The sequence below is a fragment of the Vreelandella vilamensis genome, from assembly GCF_031451755.1.
Taxonomy (GTDB): domain Bacteria; phylum Pseudomonadota; class Gammaproteobacteria; order Pseudomonadales; family Halomonadaceae; genus Vreelandella; species Vreelandella vilamensis.
Map to the genome: position 1 here is coordinate 78,826 of NZ_JARWAN010000014.1, position 20,426 is coordinate 99,251.

At 57.4% G+C, this 20,426-nt stretch carries 21 protein-coding genes; 6 read left to right on the forward strand and 15 right to left on the reverse strand.

What is annotated here, in order from left to right; genetic code table 11:
* Nucleotides 1-124: 124 nt before the first annotated feature.
* The 5 genes from dapF to QC823_RS09950 form a co-directional block, all read right to left on the reverse strand.
* Entirely contained in the window at nucleotides 125-958 is an 834-nt protein-coding gene (dapF, locus tag QC823_RS09930) for a diaminopimelate epimerase (protein WP_309656187.1), read from the reverse strand.
* A complete protein-coding gene (lysA, locus tag QC823_RS09935) occupies nucleotides 958-2,247 on the reverse strand; it encodes a diaminopimelate decarboxylase (protein WP_309656188.1) in 1,290 nt (429 codons plus the stop codon). The genes dapF and lysA overlap by 1 nt, the downstream gene beginning before the upstream one ends.
* Entirely contained in the window at nucleotides 2,248-2,373 is a 126-nt protein-coding gene (lptM, locus tag QC823_RS09940; protein ID WP_309656189.1) for an LPS translocon maturation chaperone LptM, read from the reverse strand.
* Nucleotides 2,370-3,773, reverse strand: a complete 1,404-nt coding sequence (argH, locus tag QC823_RS09945) for an argininosuccinate lyase (protein WP_309656190.1) — start codon at nucleotides 3,771-3,773, stop codon at nucleotides 2,370-2,372. Before argH ends, lptM begins: the two co-directional genes overlap by 4 nt.
* A 111-nt stretch (nucleotides 3,774-3,884) precedes the next feature.
* Complete coding sequence (locus tag QC823_RS09950; protein ID WP_309656191.1) at nucleotides 3,885-6,758, reverse strand: EAL domain-containing protein; 2,874 nt, start codon at nucleotides 6,756-6,758, stop codon at nucleotides 3,885-3,887.
* Between the two features lie 159 nt (nucleotides 6,759-6,917).
* On the opposite strand from QC823_RS09950, the gene hemC reads away from it, so the two are divergent.
* Complete coding sequence (hemC, locus tag QC823_RS09955) at nucleotides 6,918-7,859, forward strand: hydroxymethylbilane synthase (RefSeq protein WP_309656192.1); 942 nt, start codon at nucleotides 6,918-6,920, stop codon at nucleotides 7,857-7,859.
* Nucleotides 7,856-8,632, forward strand: a complete 777-nt coding sequence (locus QC823_RS09960; RefSeq protein WP_309656193.1) for a uroporphyrinogen-III synthase — start codon at nucleotides 7,856-7,858, stop codon at nucleotides 8,630-8,632. The genes hemC and QC823_RS09960 overlap by 4 nt, the downstream gene beginning before the upstream one ends.
* Nucleotides 8,633-8,668: 36 nt before the next feature.
* Here the strand turns inward: QC823_RS09960 and QC823_RS09965 are convergent, their stop codons facing one another.
* Complete coding sequence (locus QC823_RS09965) at nucleotides 8,669-9,052, reverse strand: hypothetical protein (RefSeq protein WP_309656194.1); 384 nt, start codon at nucleotides 9,050-9,052, stop codon at nucleotides 8,669-8,671.
* A 55-nt stretch (nucleotides 9,053-9,107) separates the two neighbouring features.
* On the opposite strand from QC823_RS09965, the gene QC823_RS09970 reads away from it, so the two are divergent.
* The gene (locus QC823_RS09970) at nucleotides 9,108-10,130 is read left to right on the forward strand and encodes a uroporphyrinogen-III C-methyltransferase (RefSeq protein WP_309656195.1); all 1,023 of its coding nucleotides are present in this window, start codon (nucleotides 9,108-9,110) and stop codon (nucleotides 10,128-10,130) included.
* Entirely contained in the window at nucleotides 10,127-11,407 is a 1,281-nt protein-coding gene (locus QC823_RS09975; protein ID WP_309656196.1) for a heme biosynthesis HemY N-terminal domain-containing protein, read from the forward strand. Before QC823_RS09970 ends, QC823_RS09975 begins: the two co-directional genes overlap by 4 nt.
* A gap of 66 nt (nucleotides 11,408-11,473) precedes the next feature.
* Here QC823_RS09975 and aroQ read toward each other — a convergent pair whose 3' ends face one another.
* The 9 genes from aroQ to QC823_RS10020 all read right to left on the reverse strand — a co-directional run bounded on the left by aroQ (nucleotide 11,474) and on the right by QC823_RS10020 (nucleotide 17,766).
* On the reverse strand, nucleotides 11,474-11,914 hold the full coding sequence (aroQ, locus tag QC823_RS09980; protein WP_309656197.1) for a type II 3-dehydroquinate dehydratase: 441 nt from the start codon (nucleotides 11,912-11,914) through the stop codon (nucleotides 11,474-11,476).
* A gap of 102 nt (nucleotides 11,915-12,016) precedes the next feature.
* Nucleotides 12,017-12,670: a NapC/NirT family cytochrome c gene (locus QC823_RS09985; RefSeq protein ID WP_309656198.1), complete on the reverse strand. Its 654-nt coding sequence runs from the start codon at nucleotides 12,668-12,670 to the stop codon at nucleotides 12,017-12,019.
* Nucleotides 12,667-13,158: a nitrate reductase cytochrome c-type subunit gene (locus QC823_RS09990; RefSeq protein ID WP_309656199.1), complete on the reverse strand. Its 492-nt coding sequence runs from the start codon at nucleotides 13,156-13,158 to the stop codon at nucleotides 12,667-12,669. Before QC823_RS09990 ends, QC823_RS09985 begins: the two co-directional genes overlap by 4 nt.
* A gap of 20 nt (nucleotides 13,159-13,178) precedes the next feature.
* Nucleotides 13,179-15,683, reverse strand: coding sequence for a nitrate reductase catalytic subunit NapA (napA, locus tag QC823_RS09995; protein WP_309656200.1), 2,505 nt, complete (start codon nucleotides 15,681-15,683; stop codon nucleotides 13,179-13,181).
* Nucleotides 15,684-15,715: 32 nt separating this feature from the next.
* Nucleotides 15,716-15,988, reverse strand: coding sequence for a chaperone NapD (locus tag QC823_RS10000; protein WP_309656201.1), 273 nt, complete (start codon nucleotides 15,986-15,988; stop codon nucleotides 15,716-15,718).
* A 12-nt stretch (nucleotides 15,989-16,000) separates the two neighbouring features.
* Entirely contained in the window at nucleotides 16,001-16,522 is a 522-nt protein-coding gene (gene napF / locus QC823_RS10005) for a ferredoxin-type protein NapF (protein ID WP_309656202.1), read from the reverse strand.
* A gap of 70 nt (nucleotides 16,523-16,592) precedes the next feature.
* Nucleotides 16,593-16,775, reverse strand: a complete 183-nt coding sequence (locus tag QC823_RS10010) for a periplasmic nitrate reductase, NapE protein (RefSeq protein ID WP_309656203.1) — start codon at nucleotides 16,773-16,775, stop codon at nucleotides 16,593-16,595.
* Nucleotides 16,776-16,928: 153 nt separating this feature from the next.
* Nucleotides 16,929-17,318, reverse strand: a complete 390-nt coding sequence (locus QC823_RS10015; RefSeq protein WP_309656204.1) for a fluoride efflux transporter FluC — start codon at nucleotides 17,316-17,318, stop codon at nucleotides 16,929-16,931.
* A gap of 34 nt (nucleotides 17,319-17,352) precedes the next feature.
* Complete coding sequence (locus tag QC823_RS10020; protein ID WP_309656205.1) at nucleotides 17,353-17,766, reverse strand: fluoride efflux transporter FluC; 414 nt, start codon at nucleotides 17,764-17,766, stop codon at nucleotides 17,353-17,355.
* 30 nt (nucleotides 17,767-17,796) lie between these two features.
* Here QC823_RS10020 and QC823_RS10025 point away from each other — a divergent pair, with 30 nt between their 5' ends.
* On the forward strand, nucleotides 17,797-18,651 hold the full coding sequence (locus QC823_RS10025; protein ID WP_309656206.1) for a DUF72 domain-containing protein: 855 nt from the start codon (nucleotides 17,797-17,799) through the stop codon (nucleotides 18,649-18,651).
* A gap of 277 nt (nucleotides 18,652-18,928) precedes the next feature.
* On the forward strand, nucleotides 18,929-20,272 hold the full coding sequence (locus QC823_RS10030) for a sodium-dependent transporter (protein ID WP_309656207.1): 1,344 nt from the start codon (nucleotides 18,929-18,931) through the stop codon (nucleotides 20,270-20,272).
* The last annotated feature ends 154 nt before the right edge of the window (nucleotides 20,273-20,426 follow it).

Here is a 20,426-nt window from a genome sequence, read left to right on the forward strand (position 1 = left end):
CCATCAGTACGGTCAATTCAGTACGTCTAATTCAGTACGTCTAATTCAGTACGTCTAATTCAGTACGTCTAATTCAGTACGACTAATTCAGTACGACTAATTCAGTACGACTAATTCAGTACGACTAATTCAATGTGACGCGGCCATCAAACACACGCGTCGCGGGGCCAACCATAATCAGCGACGCTTCCGGGTCGGGCCATTCGATGGAGAGCTCACCGCCTGGCAGGTGAACTTTCACCGGGCTCTTCAAAAGCCCCTGGCGAATACCGCTCGCCACCGCGGCACAGGCGCCGGTGCCACACGCCAGCGTTTCGCCACTGCCGCGCTCAAACACGCGCAGGCGGATTTCGCTGGGGGAAACCACCTGCATAAAGCCCACGTTGACCTTGTGGGGAAAGCGCGGATGCGCCTCAATCAAAGGCCCTAAGCGCTCAACCGGGGCGACTTCGACGCTATCAACCTCCAGCACGGCGTGAGGATTGCCCATCGACACCACGCTAATTTCCACCACTTCACCGTCAACGTCCAGCTCGTGTAACGGTTGATCGCCGGGGGCGTCAAACGGCAGTGCCGACGGCGTGAACCGCGGGCGGCCCATGTCGACGCGTACCTGACCATCGTGCTGAATCGTCAGCACCAGCGGACCACCGCCGGTTTCGACATGAATTTCGTTTTTATGCGTCAACCGCTGGTCGCGCACAAACCGGGCAAAGCAGCGCGCGCCGTTGCCGCAGTTCTCTACCTCGCTGCCGTCGGCGTTGAAGATGCGGTAGCGAAAATCCATATCCGGGTCGCGAGGTGGCTCCACCACCAGCAACTGATCGAAACCGATACCAAAGCGACGGTCGGAAAGCGCGCGGACATGGGTATCGGTCAGGCGTGCACGCTGGGTGACGAGATCCACCATCACAAAGTCGTTACCCAGGCCATGCATTTTGGTGAAGTGCAGCAGCATTATCGCTCCTCTGCCTGGCCCAAGGCACTAGCGGGCAGCAGTGCTTCGCCGGCCCACAGGCTCTCAAGGCTCTCGCGGCGGCGCACAACGTAACAGGCGTCGCCATCGACCATCAGCTCCGCCGGGCGCGGGCGGCTGTTGTAGTTCGACGCCATGACAAAGCCGTAAGCACCGGCGGAGCGCACGGCAAGTAAATCATTTTCGGCGATCGCCAATTCGCGCTCTTTGCCTAAAAAGTCGCCGGTTTCGCACACCGGACCGACCACATCGTAGACGGCTTTCTCGCGTGCGTTGCGGGTATCGACGGGGACAATCGCCTGCCACGCCTGGTAAAGCGAGGGGCGAATCAAGTCGTTCATGCCCGCATCGACGATGGCAAAGTTTTTGGTTTCACCCGGCTTTAAGAACTCCACGCGGGTGAGCATGACGCCTGCATTGGCGGCAATGGAACGGCCCGGTTCAAACAGCAAGGTGAGCTTTTTACCGCCTTGCCAGCGGGACAAGCGCGACAGCAATTGGCTGGCGTAATCATACGGCTGAGGCGGCTTTTCATCGCGATAGGGCACGCCAAGGCCGCCCCCGAGATCTAAATGCTCGATCTCGATACCGCGCTCGTGTAAGCGCTCCATTAGCACCAACAGGCGCTCCAGGGCATCCAGAAACGGCGCCGTTTCGGTCAGCTGCGAGCCAATATGGCAATCGAGCCCCACCACCTTGACATGCGCAAGGCTGGCCGCGAGTTCATACACCGCCAGCGCTTCATCCACCGGGATGCCGAACTTGTTGTCCTTAAGCCCGGTGGAAATATACGGGTGGGTGCCCGCGTCCACATCCGGGTTGACGCGAAGCGACACCGGCGCGGTTTTGCCTAACTCACCGGCCACGGCGTTTAAGCGCTCAAGTTCGGGGCGCGATTCGACGTTAAAGCATTTGATGCCGACCTCTAGCGCCCGGGCCATCTCGCTTGCCTGCTTGGCCACCCCGGAGAACACGACCTTCGCTGGATCGCCGCCCGCCTTGAGCACACGCTCAAGCTCGCCCACCGAGACAATATCAAAGCCCGCGCCGAGCTTGGCCAAAAGCCCCAACACGGCAAGGTTGGAATTCGCCTTCACGGCGTAGCAGATCAAATGCGACTGGCTACCCAACGCCTCAGTGTAGGCGCGAAAATGGCGCGCAAGCGTCGCCTTGGAGTAAACGTAGCAGGGCGTGCCGTGCTCGGCGGCGATCCGCGATAGCGGCACATCTTCGGCGTAGAGCACGCCGTCGCGGTAGTTAAAGTGATCCATTTACCCCTCCTGCTCGGCGGCATTTGCATTGGCGGCGTCATCTGGCAAGTAGAGCGGCCCTTTTTGGCCGCAGCCTGCCAGCAGCAGTATCACGGTGACGCCAAATAACAAGCCCTTAACGCTCATGCTTGATCCTTAAGCACGGCGAGCGCTTCGCGGGCCCGTTGCGCAGCCGCGCGGACTTGGTCCGGCGCGGTGCCGCCGATGTGATTACGTGCCGCCACAGAGCCCTCAAGCGTTAACACTTCGAAGACGTCACTTTCGATCGCCTGAGAAAACTGGCGCAGCTCGTCGAGCGACATCTGGGAGAGGTCTTTCTCTTCTTTTAAGCCATAAGCCACCGACTCACCGACAATCTCATGAGCGTCGCGAAAGGCCACGCCTTTGCGCACTAAGTAGTCGGCAAGGTCGGTCGCGGTGGAGAAGCCTTTGCGCGCGGCTTCAAACATATTGACTTTTTTCGGCTCGATGGCCGGCACCATATCGGCAAAGGCTTTTAGGCAATCGCCCACGGTGTCCACGGCGTCAAACAGCGGCTCTTTGTCTTCTTGGTTGTCTTTGTTGTAGGCCAACGGCTGCGATTTCATCAGCGTCAAAAGCCCCATCAGATGGCCGTAAACGCGGCCGGTTTTACCTCGCACCAGCTCCGGCACATCGGGGTTTTTCTTCTGCGGCATGATCGAGGAACCGGTGCAAAAGCGATCCGGCAGGTCGATGAAATCAAACTGCGCGCTAGTCCACAGCACCAGCTCTTCGCTCATGCGCGACATGTGCATGAGCAGTAGGCTGGCGAAGCTGACGAATTCGATGGCGAAATCGCGATCAGACACGGCGTCCAGCGAGTTCTCGGCCGGGCGCTCGAAGCCTAAAAGCTCAGCGGTCACGTGGCGATCAATCGGGTAAGTCGTGCCCGCCAGCGCGGCGGCGCCCAGCGGCATGACGTTAACGCGCTTGCGGCAATCGAGCAGGCGCTCGTGGTCGCGGGCGAGCATTTCCTGCCACGCCAACAAGTGGTGGCCAAAGGTCACCGGCTGCGCCGTCTGCAAGTGGGTAAAGCCCGGCATAATGGTGTCGGCTTCACGGTCGGCAAGTTCGACCATGCCCTCGCGCAGGCGAATCAGCTCGCCTTCGATGTCATCGATGGCATCGCGCATAAACAGGCGAATGTCGGTCGCCACTTGATCGTTGCGCGAGCGGCCCGTGTGAAGCTTTTTGCCGGTAATGCCGATTTTATCGGTCAGCCGCGCTTCAATGTTCATGTGCACATCTTCCAGCGGCACCGACCACTGAAATTCCCCGCGTTCAATTTCATCGCGGATCTCGTTGAGACCGGTCACGATGGCGTCGCGCTCGTCATCGGTCAACACGCCCACCCGCGCCAGCATGGTCGCGTGAGCCACCGAGCCTTGAATATCTTGCGCCGCCAGGCGTTGATCAAAATCAACAGAAGCCGTAAAGCGTTCGACAAAGGCATCGGTGGGCTCGCTGAAGCGGCCGCCCCAAGACTGGTTGGTAGTTTGACTCATGACAACGGTATCCTGCGTAAACATTAAAAAAATCGTTGGTCAAAGTGTACCAGAGTCGCCCTACCAAGCGGCACGGCGATTTGCGATTTACCCCGGGGGGATTTTTTAACGCTACGCGACCGGGGGAGGCCCTACTTCCCCACGGCGTCGCTGCTCGCGCTCGCCATGGCGAAACGCCTCTTGCACCAGGGCGCGTAATTCGTCGTCATCCCACGGCTTGGTGATAAATTTATACACCCCGCCTTGATTCACCGCTTCGGTCACGGTTTTCAAATTGGTGTAGCCGGAAAGAATCAGCTGCACCGTGTCAGGGTAGAGTTCTTTGGCCCGGCGCAAAAACTCCGTGCCGCTCATTTCGGGCATACGCTGGTCGCTAAGAATGACGTGTACGTCGTTCATGGCCATGTATTCGAAAGCGTCGCTAGCGCGCTCAGCGGCGATAATCCGGTAGCCATCGCGGCGCAACACTCGGGTGAGCGCGCTCAGGATATTGGGTTCATCGTCGAGCAAAAGCAGCGTGGGCTTTATTTCGCCCTCGGTGCCTGTCTCGCTCGGTAGCGCCGGACCCTGCTCGCGCACAAAGCGAACTAAATCGTCAAACGGCATGGGCCGCGCGAAGTAAAAGCCCTGGAAGGTATGGCATAGCTGCTTGCGTAAAAAAGCGTGCTGGGCGGCGGTTTCCACGCCTTCGACGAGCACTTCCAGCTCCATTTTGGCCGCCATGGTGACCACGCCTTCAATGATCGCGGCGTCGCGATGGTCGCTGATCACCTCGCGCACAAACGAGCGGTCGATTTTGATCTTGTTGATCGGCAAGCGCTTTAAATAACTCAGACTGGAGAAGCCGGTGCCAAAATCGTCCATGGCGATATGCACACCGAGCTGGCGTAGCGAATACAGGGCACCAATCGCTCGCTCGGCGCTCTCCATCAGCACGCCTTCGGTGAGTTCAAGCTCTAACAGCGTCGGGTCGAAAGCGCTGGCTTTTAAAGTTTGCTCAACCGAATCAAGAAAACCGGGGCGCTGAAACTGCATGGGGGAAATATTCACCGCCATACTTGTGCGGCCAAAGCCCAGCGTATTGAGCTTTTGTCCATCGCGACAAGCCGTCGCCAACACCCACTCGCTGATCGGGATAATCTGGCCCCTGTCTTCGGCCAGGCTGATGAATTCACCGGGCGGAATATAGCCACGCTCAGGGTGACGCCAGCGTATCAGCGCCTCCACGCCCACCACACGGCCACTGGGGCTATGGATTTGCGGCTGGTAATGAAGCTCAAACTCTTCTTGCTCAATGGCCTTTTGCAAGGCACTGCGTAGCGCCACGTGAGCGCTCACTTTTTGATTGAGCTCTTCGGTATACCACTGATACGTGTTGCGCCCTTGGCGTTTGGCTTTGTACATCGCCAAGTCCGCCTCCTGGATGAGCGTCTTTGGACGATCCGTTTTGCCGTCGCTGGTGGTAATGCCGATACTCGCGGTGATGCGCATTTCACTGCCATTATGCCAATACGCAGAGGCCAGCCGGTGCAGAATCCGCTCCACCACGTAGAGCGCATCGCGTTCATCAGCAAGGTCCGGCAGCACCGCAACAAACTCATCGCTGCCAAAACGCGCGATGGTATCCCACGGGCGCAACACGGCCTCCAAGCGCCTGGCGACTTCGACCAGAATAAAATCGCCCACCTCGTGGCCGAGGGTGTCGTTAATGGGTTTGAAGTCGTCCAAATCTATAAACAGCACGGCCAAATAACGCTGATGACGTTGGGCTATTTGGCAGCCCTGCGCTAGGCGCTGCGCCAGCAAGGTGCGATTTGGCAACCCCGTCAGCGCATCATGGTTGGCGTTGTAGTCGATTTGTGACTGATATTCGCGCTGCTCGGAAATATCGTTTTGTACGCCGATGAAGTGTGTGACCACACCGCTCTCATCGCGCACTGGAGAAATATACAAATCATTCCAAAACAGCGCGCCATTGCGGCGATAGTTGCGCAGCGTCAAGTGCACGTCACGCTCGGCGTCAATGGCCTCGTGCAACACTCTGACGGCCTGTGGGTCGGTCTCGTCCCCTTGCAAAAAGCGGCAGTTACGCCCCATCGCCTCCTCACGGGAGTAACCGGTAATGCGCTCAAAGGCGGCATTAACGTAGACGATCGGCATACCGGGCTGCCTGGCATCGGCAATCACAATACCGTTGACGCTCGATTCCACACCGCGCTCAAGCAGCTTAAGCTGCCCTTCGGCCACTTTGCGCGCCTGGATATCTTGGGTAGAGCCCTGCACTTGCACAATCCGGCCGCTTTCGTCACGCACGGCTTGCCCCACCACCCGCACCCAACGCGTTTCCCCCTGGCGGGTGAGGATTTCTAACTCCTCATCAAAGCCTTCCCCCGCTTCGCTGCATTGGGCAAAGACGTAACGAATGCGCGCTTGCGAGCTGGGTGTATAAAAAGCGATAGCACTTTCTATCGTGGGTTGATAGCCCGGCTCGACGCCATGAATCCGGCATATCTCATCGGACCAGATCGGCAACCCGTCACGCAGGTTGACGTACCAGCCACCAATCAGCGCGGTGTCGCCGGCAATGTGAAAAAGCCGCTGATTATGCTGCAGCTGCGCTTCCAGTTGTTTGCGCTCGGTGATTTGGCGTGCGACGACGTAAATAATGCCATCCGCGCCTAGCGAGGCACTGACTTCCACCCAATGGCGCCGGCGTGAGGCGCTGACGATTTGTAGCTCAAACACCTCTACCACGTCGCCGTGCGCTAACCGCGTGAGGACATTGGCGACCAGCGGCTGATCCTCTTCGCTAACCACGAGCGCATAAGGGCGCCCGATCACCGCGTCTTCGCTGAACTCAAGTAAGGCCAAAAAAGCAGGATTTACCTGCAAAAAGGTGCCGCCTAAGTCCACGCTGCAAAATAAGTCATGGGACAGAGTAAAAAATTGTGCTAACTGCCCCGGTGTTGGAGCTTGAGCCATCATTGCCATTACATCCTATTAAAATTGTGTCGTCTAACGGGGAGGATCAAAACGCCGGCCAACGATGTTTTTATAGCGCTGATTTTTACTGTGTGGCCGGGTGCTTTATGATGAGAACTAACATAGTTTATTGGGCCGTGATAGCGGCGAAGGGAGAATAACGTGCAATCCATCACCAAGCTGCGTATCGCCACGCGAAAAAGCCAACTGGCCATGTGGCAAGCCGAACATGTGCGCGACCGCTTAATGGCCGCCAATCCTGGGCTCGAGGTCGAGCTGATCGCCCTTTCCACCAAGGGCGATAAGATTCTCGACACGCCGCTTTCCAAAATCGGCGGCAAAGCGCTGTTCGTCAAAGAACTCGAAGAAGCCATGCTGGATGGCCGTGCGGATATCGCCGTGCACTCGATGAAAGACGTGCCGATGCACTTTCCCGAAGGGCTGGGCCTGTCGGTGATTCTCGAAGGCGCCGACCCTACCGATGCGTTTGTCTCCAATCACTATCACAGTATTGATGAGTTGCCCGAAGGCGCGCGTGTCGGTACGGCGAGCCTACGCCGCGGCCTACAGCTTCGCGAGGCGCGCCCCGACCTTGAGATTCTTAATCTGCGCGGCAACGTGCAAACCCGCCTAGGCAAGCTCGACGCTGGCGATTTCGACGCCATTATCCTCGCCACTTCCGGCCTTAAGCGCTTAGGGCTTGAAGAACGCATTGCCCAAGCACTGCCGCCGGAAATCTGCCTGCCCGCGTGCGGCCAAGGAGCGCTGGGCATTGAGTGCCGCCTGCACGACCCGGAGCTGACCTCACTGCTCGCCCCGCTTGATGATGCCGACACCGCCACCCGCGTGCGCGCCGAGCGGGCGATGAATACGCGTCTCGATGGCGGCTGCCAGGTGCCCATTGGCGGCCATGCCGTGCTGGACAGAGCGAGTGAAACCCTGTGGTTGCGCGGCTTGGTCGGCAACCCAGAAGGCACCGAGGTGCTGCGCGCCGAAGGCAAAGGGTCTATGCACGAGCCCGAAGCGCTGGGCATTCGCGTGGCGGATGAGCTACTCGACCTCGGCGCAGGCGATATTCTGGCTGAGGTTTACGGTAGCCAGTGATGTCACCGGTACTGATCACTCGCCCCGGCGAGCGCGGCGCGGTACTCGCCGACGCGATTAAGCGGTGCGGCTTCACCGTGGAGCCGCTTGCCGTCATGCAGCTAGAAGCGCTGCCCGAAGACCCGGCGTTACGCAACCTATGGTTACATATTGATCAGTATCAAAAAATTATCGTCGTCAGTCCCTTTGCCGCAGAGTGTTTGAGTGCCGCATTTGATCGTTACTGGCCTCAACTGCCCATCGGCATTGACTACTACACTGTCGGCAGCGCCACGGCGCAAACGCTTCACGCGCAGTTAGAGGTACGGGTCCATGTGCCGACAAATGGCAGCGAAGATACCAGCGAGGCACTGCTCGCGCTGCCCTCACTACAGCACGTCGACCAGCAAAACGTGTTAATCGTCGCTGGGGAAGGTGGCCGCACATTGCTGGCCGATACCCTCAGCGCTCGCGGCGCCAACGTCACCCGCGCAAGCGTCTACCGCCGCGTCTACGGCCCCCCTGATGACCGCGCTCAAGCGCGGCTAACCCAGGGGAATTATCGGGCGTTGATCGTTACCAGCGGCGAACAGCTGCAACATCTGGCAAAATGGTGTGATCAGGCAGCCTTGAACCAACCGCTAATCGTTTCCAGTCGCCGTTTGGCTACACTGGCTGAAACACTGGGCTTTCGAGCCCCTACGGTAGCGTCAGGAGCAACACCGGCTGCGCTGACAGCCGCGTTGGCTCGGACCTGCAACCCGCCGGGGACCGATGTCGATCAAGGAACTTAACAAGGGCTAGCGACAGATGAGCAAACAACCAAACGATCAGGACGATACGCAGAAGGCGTCCGCCGCGTCGTCGAACAGCCAACCGAAAGCCGGTGGCACTAAGAACAGCGGCAATACGGCAAGCGCCAACACGGCCAAAACCGGTGCCAATAGCTCGAGTACCAACAGCGCGGGCTCAAAGCCAACGTCCAACGCCTCGAATTCAGCCAATAACACGAGTTCGAATACGGAAAGCGCGCGCCCTTCTGGCAACAAACCGGATGGCAAAGAAGGTAAAGAGAGTAAAGATTCGGATAATAAAGCGCCGCGCAGCACGAGCGATAAAAACGCCGCCGCCAAGCCCGACACGAAAACCGCTCCTGCAAGTGGTGCGTCAGGCCAAGCGTCGGCCAATAAAAGCAGCGGCAGCGACTCAAGCACGACCCCGCCTCCCGCCAGCCAAGACAAAGGCAAGGGCGGCGGCAAAGGCGGCGTCGTGGCGATTATCCTGGTGATTCTCCTAGCGGTTGTCCTGGCGTGGCTCGCCTGGCAAGGCTGGCAACGCTTGGAGAATCAGCAGCAGCGTATTGATGAGATCTCACAGCAGGCAAGCAACAGCGCCTCGCAAGAGGCGCTCAGCGCCCTCGAATCGCGCCTTGAAAGCGCCGAAGCGCAGCGCAGCCAAACGCTTGACGATACCGTTAGCGAGCTGCGTGACGACTTTGCAAGTTATCGCTCCGACGTCAACAGCACATTAGATAATGTGCTCAGCCAGCTCTCCCAAGAGCAAGAGACCGACGAGCGCGAGTGGCTACATGCCGAAGCGGCCTATCTGTTGCGCCTCGCCAATCAGCGCCTGCAGCTTGAGCGCGATGTCGAAGGTGCTGCCGCGCTACTGCGCACCGCTGATGAACGCTTAGCCGATGCCGACAACCCGGCGCTCACCCCAGTACGCCGCGAAATTGCCAGCGAACTGGCCGCGCTTGATGCTGTCCCCCGCGTTGACCGCACCGGTATCTACTTGGCACTCAATGCGCAGCAAGAGCGCATTGCGACACTGCGGTTGAACCAAGAAGTCGTCGATGCCGAACCGGTCACGTCTAACATGGAAGAGCCCCCCACCGGCACGTTCCAGCGCCAGCTGGCACGCTTTGGTGAAGAGCTCAAAGAGCTGGTGGTCATCCGCGAGCACGACGAAGCGCTCGAAGCGTTGATCACACCAGAGCAAGAATCGTATCTGCGCCAAAGCCTGCGCTTAATCCTTGAGCAATCGCAGTTGGCCCTACTCAAAGAAGAGCAAGCATTGTTTGAAGCCAGCCTCGATAAAGCACTGACGCTTCTTGATGGCTACTACGACACCTCGCGCAGCGACACTCAGAGCGTTATCGAGCGCCTAGAAACGCTCAAGCAAACCGAGGTAACGCCAGAGCTTCCCGATATCAGCGGCTCTCAGCAAGCGCTTAGCGAGTTCATCGACAACCGCTATCAATCGCGCAACGTAAACGGAGGTGAGGCATGAGAAAGCTTGTTCTCCTCATCATTGTCGGGCTGGCCGTCGGTGCTTTTTTCGGCCATCTGATGATGTCCGTGCCCGGCTACTGGCTGATACGGGTAGGCGACACCTCCGTGCAAACCTCGTTCTGGTTTGGCTTGGTACTGCTGCTCGGTGCGTTTATCGTCTTGCACTTTGCGCTGCGCCTGTTGGGCGGCATTATTCGCCCGGTCGGCCGTTTTCGCAGCTGGAATAGCCGTGCTCGCAACCGCCGCGCCATGAAGCGCACGGTCCGCGGGCTTGTCGCGCTGACCGATGGGCGCTGGAAAAAAGCCGAGAAGACCCTTGTGCGTGCGGCGGATGATTCCAGCACGCCGCTAGTCAACTACCTCTCCGCGGCTCTTGCCGCGCATTACCAAGGAGACTACGAGACATCGCAGGAGCACTTAAACAAGGCACAGCTCACTACCGAAGGCGCTGATACCGCCATTGGCTTGATGCAGGCGCAGCTGATGATCGACCGTCAGCAGCCGGAAGACGCCTTGGCGATTCTTAACCGCCTGGATAAAAAGCTCACCAATCACCCCCAAGTGCTCAAGCTACTCAAGCAGGTGCATTTAAGCGTCAACGATTGGGACGGCTTGCGCCGGTTGGTGCCGCGTCTTGCCGTGCAAAAGCTCATCTCGACCACCGAGCGCGAGCAGCTTGAATACCGCGCCTACCGCGAGCTGATTGTGTTTGAAAGCAAAAACCCCAGCGACGTTGAGCGTGTGCGTAGCCTCTGGGCCGATATGCCCGACTACCTGCGCGCCAATACCGAGCTGATCGTGCTTTACACCGAAGCGCTGGTGCAGGCGAGCGAAGAGCCTATCGCCGAGCGGCTTTTGAGCCACTCCCTCGACCATCACTGGGATGCGCGCTTGGTAAAACGCTTCGGTCTGCTTAATGTTGATGCGCGGCGCCAGCTCACCAAAGCCGAGCAATGGCTGAAAGAGCGCCCCAACGACCCTGAGCTCTTACTTGCCTGCGGGCGTCTTTCGCTACGCACCGGCCAGTGGAGCAAAGCGCAAGAGTATTTCGAAGCCAGCCAGCGCCAGCGCCCCAATGGCGAAGTGTGCGCGGAACTGGCGCGCTTGTACGCAAGCCTTGGCGAACATCAAAAAAGCCAACTCTACTACCGCCACAGCGTGGAGATGCTGGCGAAATCGTTGCCCTCGCTACCGCAGCCTAGCGATAGCAGTGCGTCAGGCACCGATGCGTCTAGCAAAAAAGCGACGAAAAGCGACGCGAAAAAAAGCGCTTAGCGCTTCGTCACCTCACACTCTTTAGCAACCCACACTGCGGGTGCCCCTTGGGGCACCCGCTTTTTTTTACTTCGCCGCCCGCATAATCGCCTCTAGCGCCGCATGGTAGCCCTGGGTGCCTAGGCCTGCTATCACCCCATCAGCGCGCAGTGACACATACGAATGGTGGCGAAACGCTTCGCGCTTGTGGACATTCGAGATATGCACCTCAATCACCTTGCCATCAAAGGCGTTAAGCGCATCCAAAATGGCCACGGAAGTGTGGGTATAGGCTGCCGGATTGATAATAATCGCGCAGGTACCGTCCTCACGCGCCGCCTGGATGACATCAATGAGTTCGCCTTCGTGATTGCTCTGGCGATAAACCAGCTCCCACCCGGCAAGCAGGGCTTGTTCGTGCAGGGCGTGGTTTACCTCCTGCAACGTTTCATGGCCGTAGATCTCCGGCTGCCGCGTGCCCAAAAGGTTAAGATTCGGCCCGTGTAATACCAAGATTTTTTGTTGCATCGATTGCGCTCCTTTAACGTTGCGCCATCATACAAAAAAGCGGACCTGGTGACGTCAACCAGGCCCGCTTATCCGCTTTTATACCGCTGTATCGTAAACGCGCTACTGCAACGCTTCGTCTAGCGTCAGATTAGTTGCCGCCCAAGACACGATATCCGACGACATGTCCAGATTCGCTTCATAGGCGGGATGCATGTCCGGCAACTTGTGGGCAATGCCTTTGTGGCAGTCGATACAGGTTTCCTCCCCTGAAGCTAACGACGTCGAGTGCGAACGCGCAGCGCGCTCGCTCTGCTCGGTGAAGTCCATCGAGTCAAACTCGTGACAGTTGCGGCACTCCAGCGAGTCGTTGGCTTCCAGTCGCGCCCACTCACGCTCGGCGAGCTCTCGACGCTTGGCCTCAAACTTCTCTTCGGTATCAATCGTGCCGAAAATCCAGCCCCACACCTCTTTTGATGCCTCCATTTTACGCGCGACTTTATCGGTCCAGTCGTGCGGCACGTGGCAATCCGAACAGATGGCGCGCACGCCCGAGCGGTTCGTGTAGTGAATCGTCGACTGAAGCTCCGCCAAAGGGCGCTGCATTTCATGGCAGGAGACGCAAAATTGCTCTGTGTTGGTCGCCTCCATCGCCGTATTAAAACCGCCCCAAAAGAGGATCCCGGCAAGAAAGCCACCTAGCGTCAAAAACCCCAGACTATAATGAACGCTTGGCCGGGTGAGAATGCGCCAATAACGGGCAAGAAATCGCTTCATGGTTCACCTCCCTCACGCTCACGAATCGCCTCTTTTAGCACTTCATCCACGGTGCGAAACTGACTTTCCACCAACGGCTTGGCATCGGTTTGCGGCACGTGGCACTGAGTGCAGAAATAGCGATCCGGCGAAACCGCAGCGAGCACCTGCTTATGGCGATCCATAAAGTGGGTAATGCTCACCATCGGCGCCCCGGCATCCACCGCATTTTCACGGCTATGACAGGTCAAGCAGCGATTGCTGCGTTTATCTACCTGATAATCGCGAATCGTGTGGGGAATAACCGGCGGCTGTTCGGGGTAATTCAACACCTCACGCCCAGCTTGTCTTGGCTCGCCGGCCATCGGGGCAGCCGGTAGCGTTTGACTGGCGGTGCCACCGGCGCGCAGACCATCCGGCGCAGACGGATCACGCAACTCCTGCGCTGTCGCGCTGCCTGCAACCAGCACGAAGAAAAAAGCGAACAGGGAAACCATTAACCGTTTCATCACAAGGCTCCTTATGGCGCTTATGCCAAGTTGACAAGTTCAAGGCGCACGGCGCACTTCTTGAAATCGGTTTGTTTTGAGATCGGATCGGTCGCATCCAACGTGACCTTGTTGATCAGGTGTGAAGCATCGAAAAACGGCACGTATACCAATCCTTTTGGAGTTTTCACGCGACCACGGGTCTCAACGCGCAAATGCACCTCGCCACGGCGGCTAGCAACCTTAACTTCACTCCCACGGCGGAAGCCCTGCTCGCGAGCGTCATCTGGGTGCATGTAAACCAGCGCTGCCGGCACCGCGCGGTGGAGCTCCGGCACCCGCCGGGTCATGGAGCCGGTGTGCCAATGCTCCAACACACGCCCCGTACACAGCCAGAAGGGGAAGTCGTCGTCCGGCGCCTCGGCGGGCGGCTCATGCGGCACGGCAAAAATCAGCGCCCGATTATCCGGCTTGCCGTAGAACTGCACGCCCGAGCCCTCTTCCACGTAAGGGTCGCGCCCCTCGCGGTAGCGCCACAGTGTCTCCTCGCCATCGACCACCGGCCAGCGCTTGCCGCGGGTTTCGTGGTACACCTCAAAGTGATCGAGGTCTTTGCCTTTACCGCGGCCAAAGCGGGCATACTCTTCAAACAGCCCTTTTTGAAGGTAGAAGCCGAAATCTTCCGATTCGTGGTTGTTATACTCCTGGGGAATATCGGAAAGTGGGTATTGGTCCACCTGCCCATTGGCGAATAGTGCGTCATACAGCGTTTTATCGCGCAGCTCCGGGGCTTTGCTTAGCTGCTCCTCGGGCCACACTTCATCGACACGGATGCGCTTAGAGAGCGCGACCGTTTGCCACAAATCAGAGCGTGCCTCACCGGGTGCTGGCACCAGTTCACGGAAAAATTGCGTGCGCCGCTCGGAGTTGCCAAACGCGCCTTCTTTTTCCACCCAACCGGCGGTGGGCAGAATCAAATCGGCGTTCTGCGCTGAGACGGTGGGGTAAATATCCGAGACGATGACAAAGGCTTCAGGGTTACGCCAGCCGGGTAGAATCTCCTGCATGGCGTTAGGGCCGGCCTGGACGTTGTTCGTTACCTGCGTCCAATAAACCTTCAGATCACCATCTTTTAAGCGACGGCTTTGCTCCACGGCGTGAAAGCCCACTTTGGCGGGTATGGTGCCTTCCGGTAGCTTCCAGATCTCTTCGGCTCGCTTACGGTGATCCGGATTCATCACCACCATATCGGCGGGCAAGCGGTGAGCAAAGGTACCGACCTCGCGCGCCGTACCGCAGGCGGAAGGCTGACCCGTGAGCGAAAAGGGGCTGTTGCCCGGTTCGGAAATTTTGCCGGTTAGGAGATGCAGGTTATAGATCAGGTTATTCACCCACACGCCGCGGGTGTGCTGGTTGACGCCCATGGTCCAGAACGTCATGACTTTCTTGTCGGGGTCGGCGTAGAGCTCGGCAAGGGCTTCCAAGCGGCTCTCCGATACGCCGGATTCGCGCGCGGCGCGCTCTACCGTATAAGGCTTAACGTACTCGGCGAACTCCTCAAACGACATATCCGACCAGCTGTTAGCGTTATCCGCGTTGGCGGCCGCCTGCTGCAGCGGGTGTTCATCGCGTAGCCCGTAGCCAATATCATCGGTGCCGCGGGCAAAGTTAACGTGGCGATCCACGAAGTCACGGTTCACGCGGTCGGTTTGGATAATGTGATTGGCGATGTAGTTGAGAATAGGAATATCCGCATGGGGCTTCATCACCATGGGGATATCGGCCAAATCAAAGCTTCTGTGCTCAAAAGTCGAGAGCACGGCGACTTGCGTATCCGGGAACGAGAGCCGACGGTCGGTCACTCGTGTCCAGAGAACCGGGTGCATTTCCGCCATATTAGAGCCCCAAAGCACAAAGGCGTCGGCGTGCTCAATGTCGTCGTAGACGCCCATCGGCTCATCCGAGCCAAACGTGCGAATAAAGCCGAATACCGCGGAGGCCATGCAGTGACGTGCGTTGGGGTCGATGTTGTTGGTGCGAAACCCGCCCTTAAAAAGCTTGCTTGAGGCGTAGCCTTCCCAGATGGTCCACTGGCCCGAACCGAACATGCCCACACTTTCCGGGCCATGGTCACGGATGGCCGCTTTAAACTTATCGGCCATGATGTCGAGCGCCTCATCCCACGAGACAGGCTCGAAATCGCCGTTTTTATCGTAGACTCCGTTGCTCTTGCGCAACAACGGCTGTGTCAGACGGTCTTTGCCGTACAAAATTTTCGACAGAAAATAGCCTTTCACGCAGTTAAGGCCGCGGTTCACCTCGGACTGATTATCCCCGTGCGTGGCCACGATCTTACCGTCGTGCGTCCCCACCATCACACTGCAGCCCACCCCGCAAAAGCGGCATGGGGCTTTATCCCAGTTAAGCCGCGTGAGTTCAGTGTTGGTGATCAAGTTACTGGCACCGGCCGGGATCGTCATCCCCGCCGTTGCCGCCGCCGCCGCCGCGGCATTGGCTTTCACAAATTCTCGGCGTGTTAGCTTCATGGCTCCCCCTTCTTTTTTTTGGTCTTGAGACGCTAGTCTTGAGGCTCATCAGCGGTGTCTGCCGCTAACACCTCGTGGTACACCAGCGCGGCATCCAAGACCCCTGGCTGATCGCGTACCGTCTCCATCAGCTGTAGTAGTGCTTTTTCGTCATTATTTTCTGCGACAACGACAAGCTTTCCCGCCTCGTCTTCCCCCCGGATGTCGCAATTGGGCTGCTCGGCCAACCACTGCACCGTCGCGGCCAGTGCGTCGGGTTTTACGTGAACAATAAAACTCACGATGTGCAGCGTGTTATCAGGCATAGGCGTTTCCTTTTATGTTCCGGCCGGGCGAAGATTCTTCATAGTGATCGCGTCGTTTGGGCAAGCGGGCTGGCAGGCTCCACAGCCGGTACAGCTCTCGCTATTTAGAACCGGTATGGGCGGTTGACCTCCCGCCATCAACGGAAACGCAATCGCTCGCCATTCGCAGGCGTCCTGGCAACTTTGGCAATGGATCCCGGCAAACGCTAAGCAGTGCGAGGCGATATCAGCGCGCCAAGGAAAAGCCGCCGTATGACGCTCCTCACCCGTCGGCGGTGCAATGGCAACGGGCTCGCACACCTCAGCGCATTCACCGCACAGCGTGCAGCCCTCTTGGGCAAACGAAATTTCCGGAAAGCCTCCGCCGCCACGGACTAACACGTGCTCAGGGCATTGCGTAATACAGGCATCGCAGCGCGTGCAGACATCGAGAAAATCATCCCGTGCCCAGGGCGGACGCTTAACACTCGCTTTTCCCGTTAAAGCACGAAACATTTGGCGCCGCTGATTATTATGTGAGTTACGTGAGCGCATACCGCGAATACTTTACCCCCAACTTCCTTTAAACCTTCATGCACTCCATTACCCATTGCGCCGTTTCGGCTTAGGTCGGCGGCCCAGGCGGACCGGCAAGCATTTGAAATATCCAAACGGCAAAGCCATAGCCGCCTACAACCCCAAAGGCTAAAATAGGAAAGAGTAAAATGATGATAAATAAAAAGAGTTTTAATTCTTTGGCTTTAAGCGATTTGTTGTCTTCTACTATATCGTTATTATTTTGTGACATTTTATCCCCCTCTCGATTTTTTCCCCTCAAAAAGACACCACTTTTATGATGGCAATCGCTAATTCGATAGCATGCCTTTATTTTATTGATGCATTATAAGTATTAATGTTGACGTAATGTTTAACCTACATCAACTTCATCAGATTCGCGAGTTTAATGCCTATGTTTTTGGCTCGCTAAGATGTGCCCCACGTAAGCGCCGAGAATCCAGCCACTGACACTAAGCAATACATAAAACGCCGCCAACACCGCTTGCCCTCGCTGCCAAAGCAGCAGCGCTTCTAAGCTGAAAAGCGAAAAGGTCGTAAAACCGCCACAAAAGCCGGCAAGCCAAAAGTGGTGCCAACGAGAAACATGGCCCTGCGGGTGCGTGAGGGCATGAGCCGCAAGCCAGGCAATAAGCCCCGAGCCGATCACATTGACCATGAGCGTTCCCCAGGGAAACCACGGCCCCAACGTTTGCCAGGCACTCATTGCGATCACATGGCGCAATCCAGCACCCAGCGCACCGCCAAGTCCGACGGCGGCATAAGCTTTCAACATATTATTGTCACCTACGTTACGAGCTGACATAACGCTACCCCAGCGCCTGTGCCAGCGCGTCACTTGTTTCATAGCCCGTCAAATAGCCCAATACGGCCACGGCAATTCCCCCCGTCGCGCTGATTAACAGGTAGCCTATGGCCGCTTGCCGGCGTGTTTGTTGCCACAGCGTAAGCGTTTGCAGGCTCAACGACGACACCGTGGAGTAGCCACCTAAAAGCCCTACTGCGGCGACCTCCCAGCCTAAACTATCGAGCGACATCTCCAGCGCTTGCCACACGCCAAACGCGACGCCAAGCAAAAACGCCGCCGACAGATTCACCACAAGCGTACCCCAGGGAAAGCGCGTGCCCGCGCGGCGCGTCACCGCATTGCCCACCCACAGGCGCAACATGGCCCCGACAGCCCCCCCTAACATCACGCCAATTAGGCCTGTCGCTGTTAACATGTCATTTCTCCACCATTTGATTCCCACGCCATGACACCACCGCTCTACCTAGGCCTCCCCATGTGGGCCAACCACGATTGGCAAGGAAGCCTTTACCCGCCCCATGCGAAACGCGAACTGCTGCGTGACTATGCCGCCGTTTTTACCAGCGTGGAAGGCAACACGACGTTTTACAGCGGCGCACCCAGCGCTGCGACGATCAGCGCCTGGGCAAAGCAAGCGCCCGACACGTTTCGCTTCTGCTTTAAATTGCCGGCTTATGTCACGCACGATAAGCGTTTGCGTTGCCTCGACGACGCTTGGGCCTTTTTAGACGCGCTCACCCCGCTACATTCTCGACTCGGGCCGACCATGGTACAGCTGCCACGTGATTTCGGTCCTTCTGAGCTGCCCAAACTGGAAGCGTTACTCGCGGCTTGGCCCGCCGAGTTACCCTGCGCGGTGGAAGTCCGCCACCCGGAATTTTTCCACAAGGGGAGCGCCGAGCGTGATCTCAACCAATTGTTGATAACTTTTCATGCTAACCGCGTCATGCTGGATGTACGCCCGCTCTTTTCCACATCGCCCCAAGACTCGCCAGGCCTTGGGCACGCGCATCAGGAAAAGCCGAGACTCCCGCTACACGTGCTTTCCACGGCAGACCAGCCGGTTATTCGTTACATTGGTCATCTTGACAAACAGATTAATAGCGACTATTTCGAGCCATGGAAAAAACAGCTCAGCTTGTGGATAAATCAGGGGAAAACCCCTTTCTTATTTGTGCATACTGCCGATAATCGCCGCTCACCAGAGCTGGCTCGCCACCTTTATCGCAAGCTTGCTGAGTGCATCTCCCTACCTGAGCTCGCGGCGTTTGCGGCGACAAAGCAAGCCCCGCTGTTCTGACACTCTTTCAACTCTAATACTCTTTCAGCTCTAATACTTTTTTAGCTCTAACGCCCTTATCAGCTCTAACATCCTTTCAGCTTTAACGCCTTTTCAGCCAACTCGACTGGCATACGCGCGTTTGATCAGATAAATTGCCCTTACTTTCGGAAAACGCTGGCAATTCGATATACGATAGCGGCTATCTTTGGCTGTTTTCGTACGTCACTTTCCGAAACAGTGTGTTAAAACACTAACCCAATACAGCATTACAACGTAATCCAATAATAGGTGATGTATGGCAAAACTTGCGCATGCGCAATGGTCATCGAAGATGGCATTTGTGCTCGCCGCTGCGGGCTCTGCGGTCGGCCTAGGCAATATTTGGCGCTTTTCTTACCTTGTGGGTGAGAGCGGCGGGGCAGCATTCGTTCTCGTTTATCTCGCCTGTGTGGCGTTGGTGGGCGTGCCGATTTTGATCTCGGAATGGATGATTGGCCGTCGCGGGCAGAAAAATCCCATTGACAGTATGGCGGAGCTCGCCGAGAAGAGCGGTAAAACGAAAGCGTGGGCGCTGGTGGGTTTCAGCGGCATGCTGGCGGGGTTCTTGATCCTGTCGTTTTATAGCGTGATTGGCGGTTGGTCGCTCAACTACACCTTAAACGCGGTCACCGGTGTCTTTAGCGGCCAGGATGCAGACAGCATCAGCGCGATCTTCACCGGCATGTTGGCAAGCCCTGGTACGCTGCTTTTATGGCACTCGGCCTTTATGCTGCTGGTGATTGGCATTGTCGCCCGCGGTGTCACCAAGGGCCTTGAAAGCGCCGTGCGCTCGATGATGCCGGCGCTGGTAATATTGATGCTGATTCTGGTCGGCTACGGCATGACCACCGGCCACTTCGGCGAAACGCTCGCGTTCATGTTTAGCCCTGATTGGGGCGCCTTGGATGGCGGTGTTGTCTTAGCAGCCATGGGGCAGGCCTTTTTCACGCTTTCGCTGGGCATGGGCATTATGATGGCCTACGGCTCTTATCTGGGCGAAGACGTCAAGCTACTCAGCACCGCGCGTACGGTGATCATTCTCGACACGGTGATTGCGTTACTTGCCGGTCTTGCGATCTTCCCCATCGTCTTTGCCAACGGCTTAGATGCCGGTGAAGGTCCGGGACTGATCTTTATCACGCTGCCCAACGCCTTTGGCAACATGACCGGCGGTGTGATTCTCGGCCTGATGTTCTTCTTGCTGCTGACCTTTGCCGCACTCACTTCCGCGATTTCGCTTTTGGAGCCAACGGTCGAGATGCTAGAAGAACGCACCTCGCTGCCGCGTGTGACGGCCACGATCGTCAGTGGTATTGCCGTGTGGCTACTGGGTATCGCGGCACTGCTATCGTTTAACGCCTGGTCCGAGTTTTTGATCTTTGGGCTTAATGTCTTCGATCTCTTGGATACCTTTACCGCGAAGATCTTGCTGCCGTTGACTGGCTTGGGCGCCGTGGTCTTTGTTGCCTGGCGCTTGGATCGTAAGAGTGTGGAAACAGAGCTTGAACTCTCTGCCACCGGGCTTACGGTGTGGAACATTGTGGCACGTGTGATCGCGCCCATTGGGGTTATCGCGGTATTCATCGCTGGCTTTATGTAAAGCCTCCGCTACCACGTTAACTCTAACGCCCTGCCGCTACGGCAGGGCGTTTTTCTTTCCTACCTGTTTGGTCCCGGATGATGAAATCGCCCATAGAAGTTATCCTCTGCTAGCAGCCAGGGAGCTTCTTCATCAATTTATCCGGGAGCAGGTT

Excerpts from the sequence above, each read along its gene's own strand:
- dapF (WP_309656187.1), bottom strand. The coding sequence starts at position 958 with ATGCTGCTGCACTTCACCAAAATGCATGGCCTGGGTAACGACTTTGTG.
- lysA (WP_309656188.1), bottom strand. The coding sequence starts at position 2,247 with ATGGATCACTTTAACTACCGCGACGGCGTGCTCTACGCCGAAGATGTG.
- lptM (WP_309656189.1), bottom strand. The coding sequence starts at position 2,373 with ATGAGCGTTAAGGGCTTGTTATTTGGCGTCACCGTGATACTGCTGCTG.
- argH (WP_309656190.1), bottom strand. The coding sequence starts at position 3,773 with ATGAGTCAAACTACCAACCAGTCTTGGGGCGGCCGCTTCAGCGAGCCC.
- QC823_RS09950 (WP_309656191.1), bottom strand. The coding sequence starts at position 6,758 with ATGATGGCTCAAGCTCCAACACCGGGGCAGTTAGCACAATTTTTTACT.
- QC823_RS09975 (WP_309656196.1), top strand. The coding sequence starts at position 10,127 with ATGAGAAAGCTTGTTCTCCTCATCATTGTCGGGCTGGCCGTCGGTGCT.
- aroQ (WP_309656197.1), bottom strand. The coding sequence starts at position 11,914 with ATGCAACAAAAAATCTTGGTATTACACGGGCCGAATCTTAACCTTTTG.
- QC823_RS09985 (WP_309656198.1), bottom strand. The coding sequence starts at position 12,670 with ATGAAGCGATTTCTTGCCCGTTATTGGCGCATTCTCACCCGGCCAAGC.
- QC823_RS09990 (WP_309656199.1), bottom strand. The coding sequence starts at position 13,158 with ATGAAACGGTTAATGGTTTCCCTGTTCGCTTTTTTCTTCGTGCTGGTT.
- napA (WP_309656200.1), bottom strand. The coding sequence starts at position 15,683 with ATGAAGCTAACACGCCGAGAATTTGTGAAAGCCAATGCCGCGGCGGCG.
- QC823_RS10000 (WP_309656201.1), bottom strand. The coding sequence starts at position 15,988 with ATGCCTGATAACACGCTGCACATCGTGAGTTTTATTGTTCACGTAAAA.
- napF (WP_309656202.1), bottom strand. The coding sequence starts at position 16,522 with ATGCGCTCACGTAACTCACATAATAATCAGCGGCGCCAAATGTTTCGT.
- QC823_RS10010 (WP_309656203.1), bottom strand. The coding sequence starts at position 16,775 with ATGTCACAAAATAATAACGATATAGTAGAAGACAACAAATCGCTTAAA.
- QC823_RS10015 (WP_309656204.1), bottom strand. The coding sequence starts at position 17,318 with ATGTTGAAAGCTTATGCCGCCGTCGGACTTGGCGGTGCGCTGGGTGCT.
- QC823_RS10020 (WP_309656205.1), bottom strand. The coding sequence starts at position 17,766 with ATGTTAACAGCGACAGGCCTAATTGGCGTGATGTTAGGGGGGGCTGTC.
- QC823_RS10025 (WP_309656206.1), top strand. The coding sequence starts at position 17,797 with ATGACACCACCGCTCTACCTAGGCCTCCCCATGTGGGCCAACCACGAT.
- QC823_RS10030 (WP_309656207.1), top strand. The coding sequence starts at position 18,929 with ATGGCAAAACTTGCGCATGCGCAATGGTCATCGAAGATGGCATTTGTG.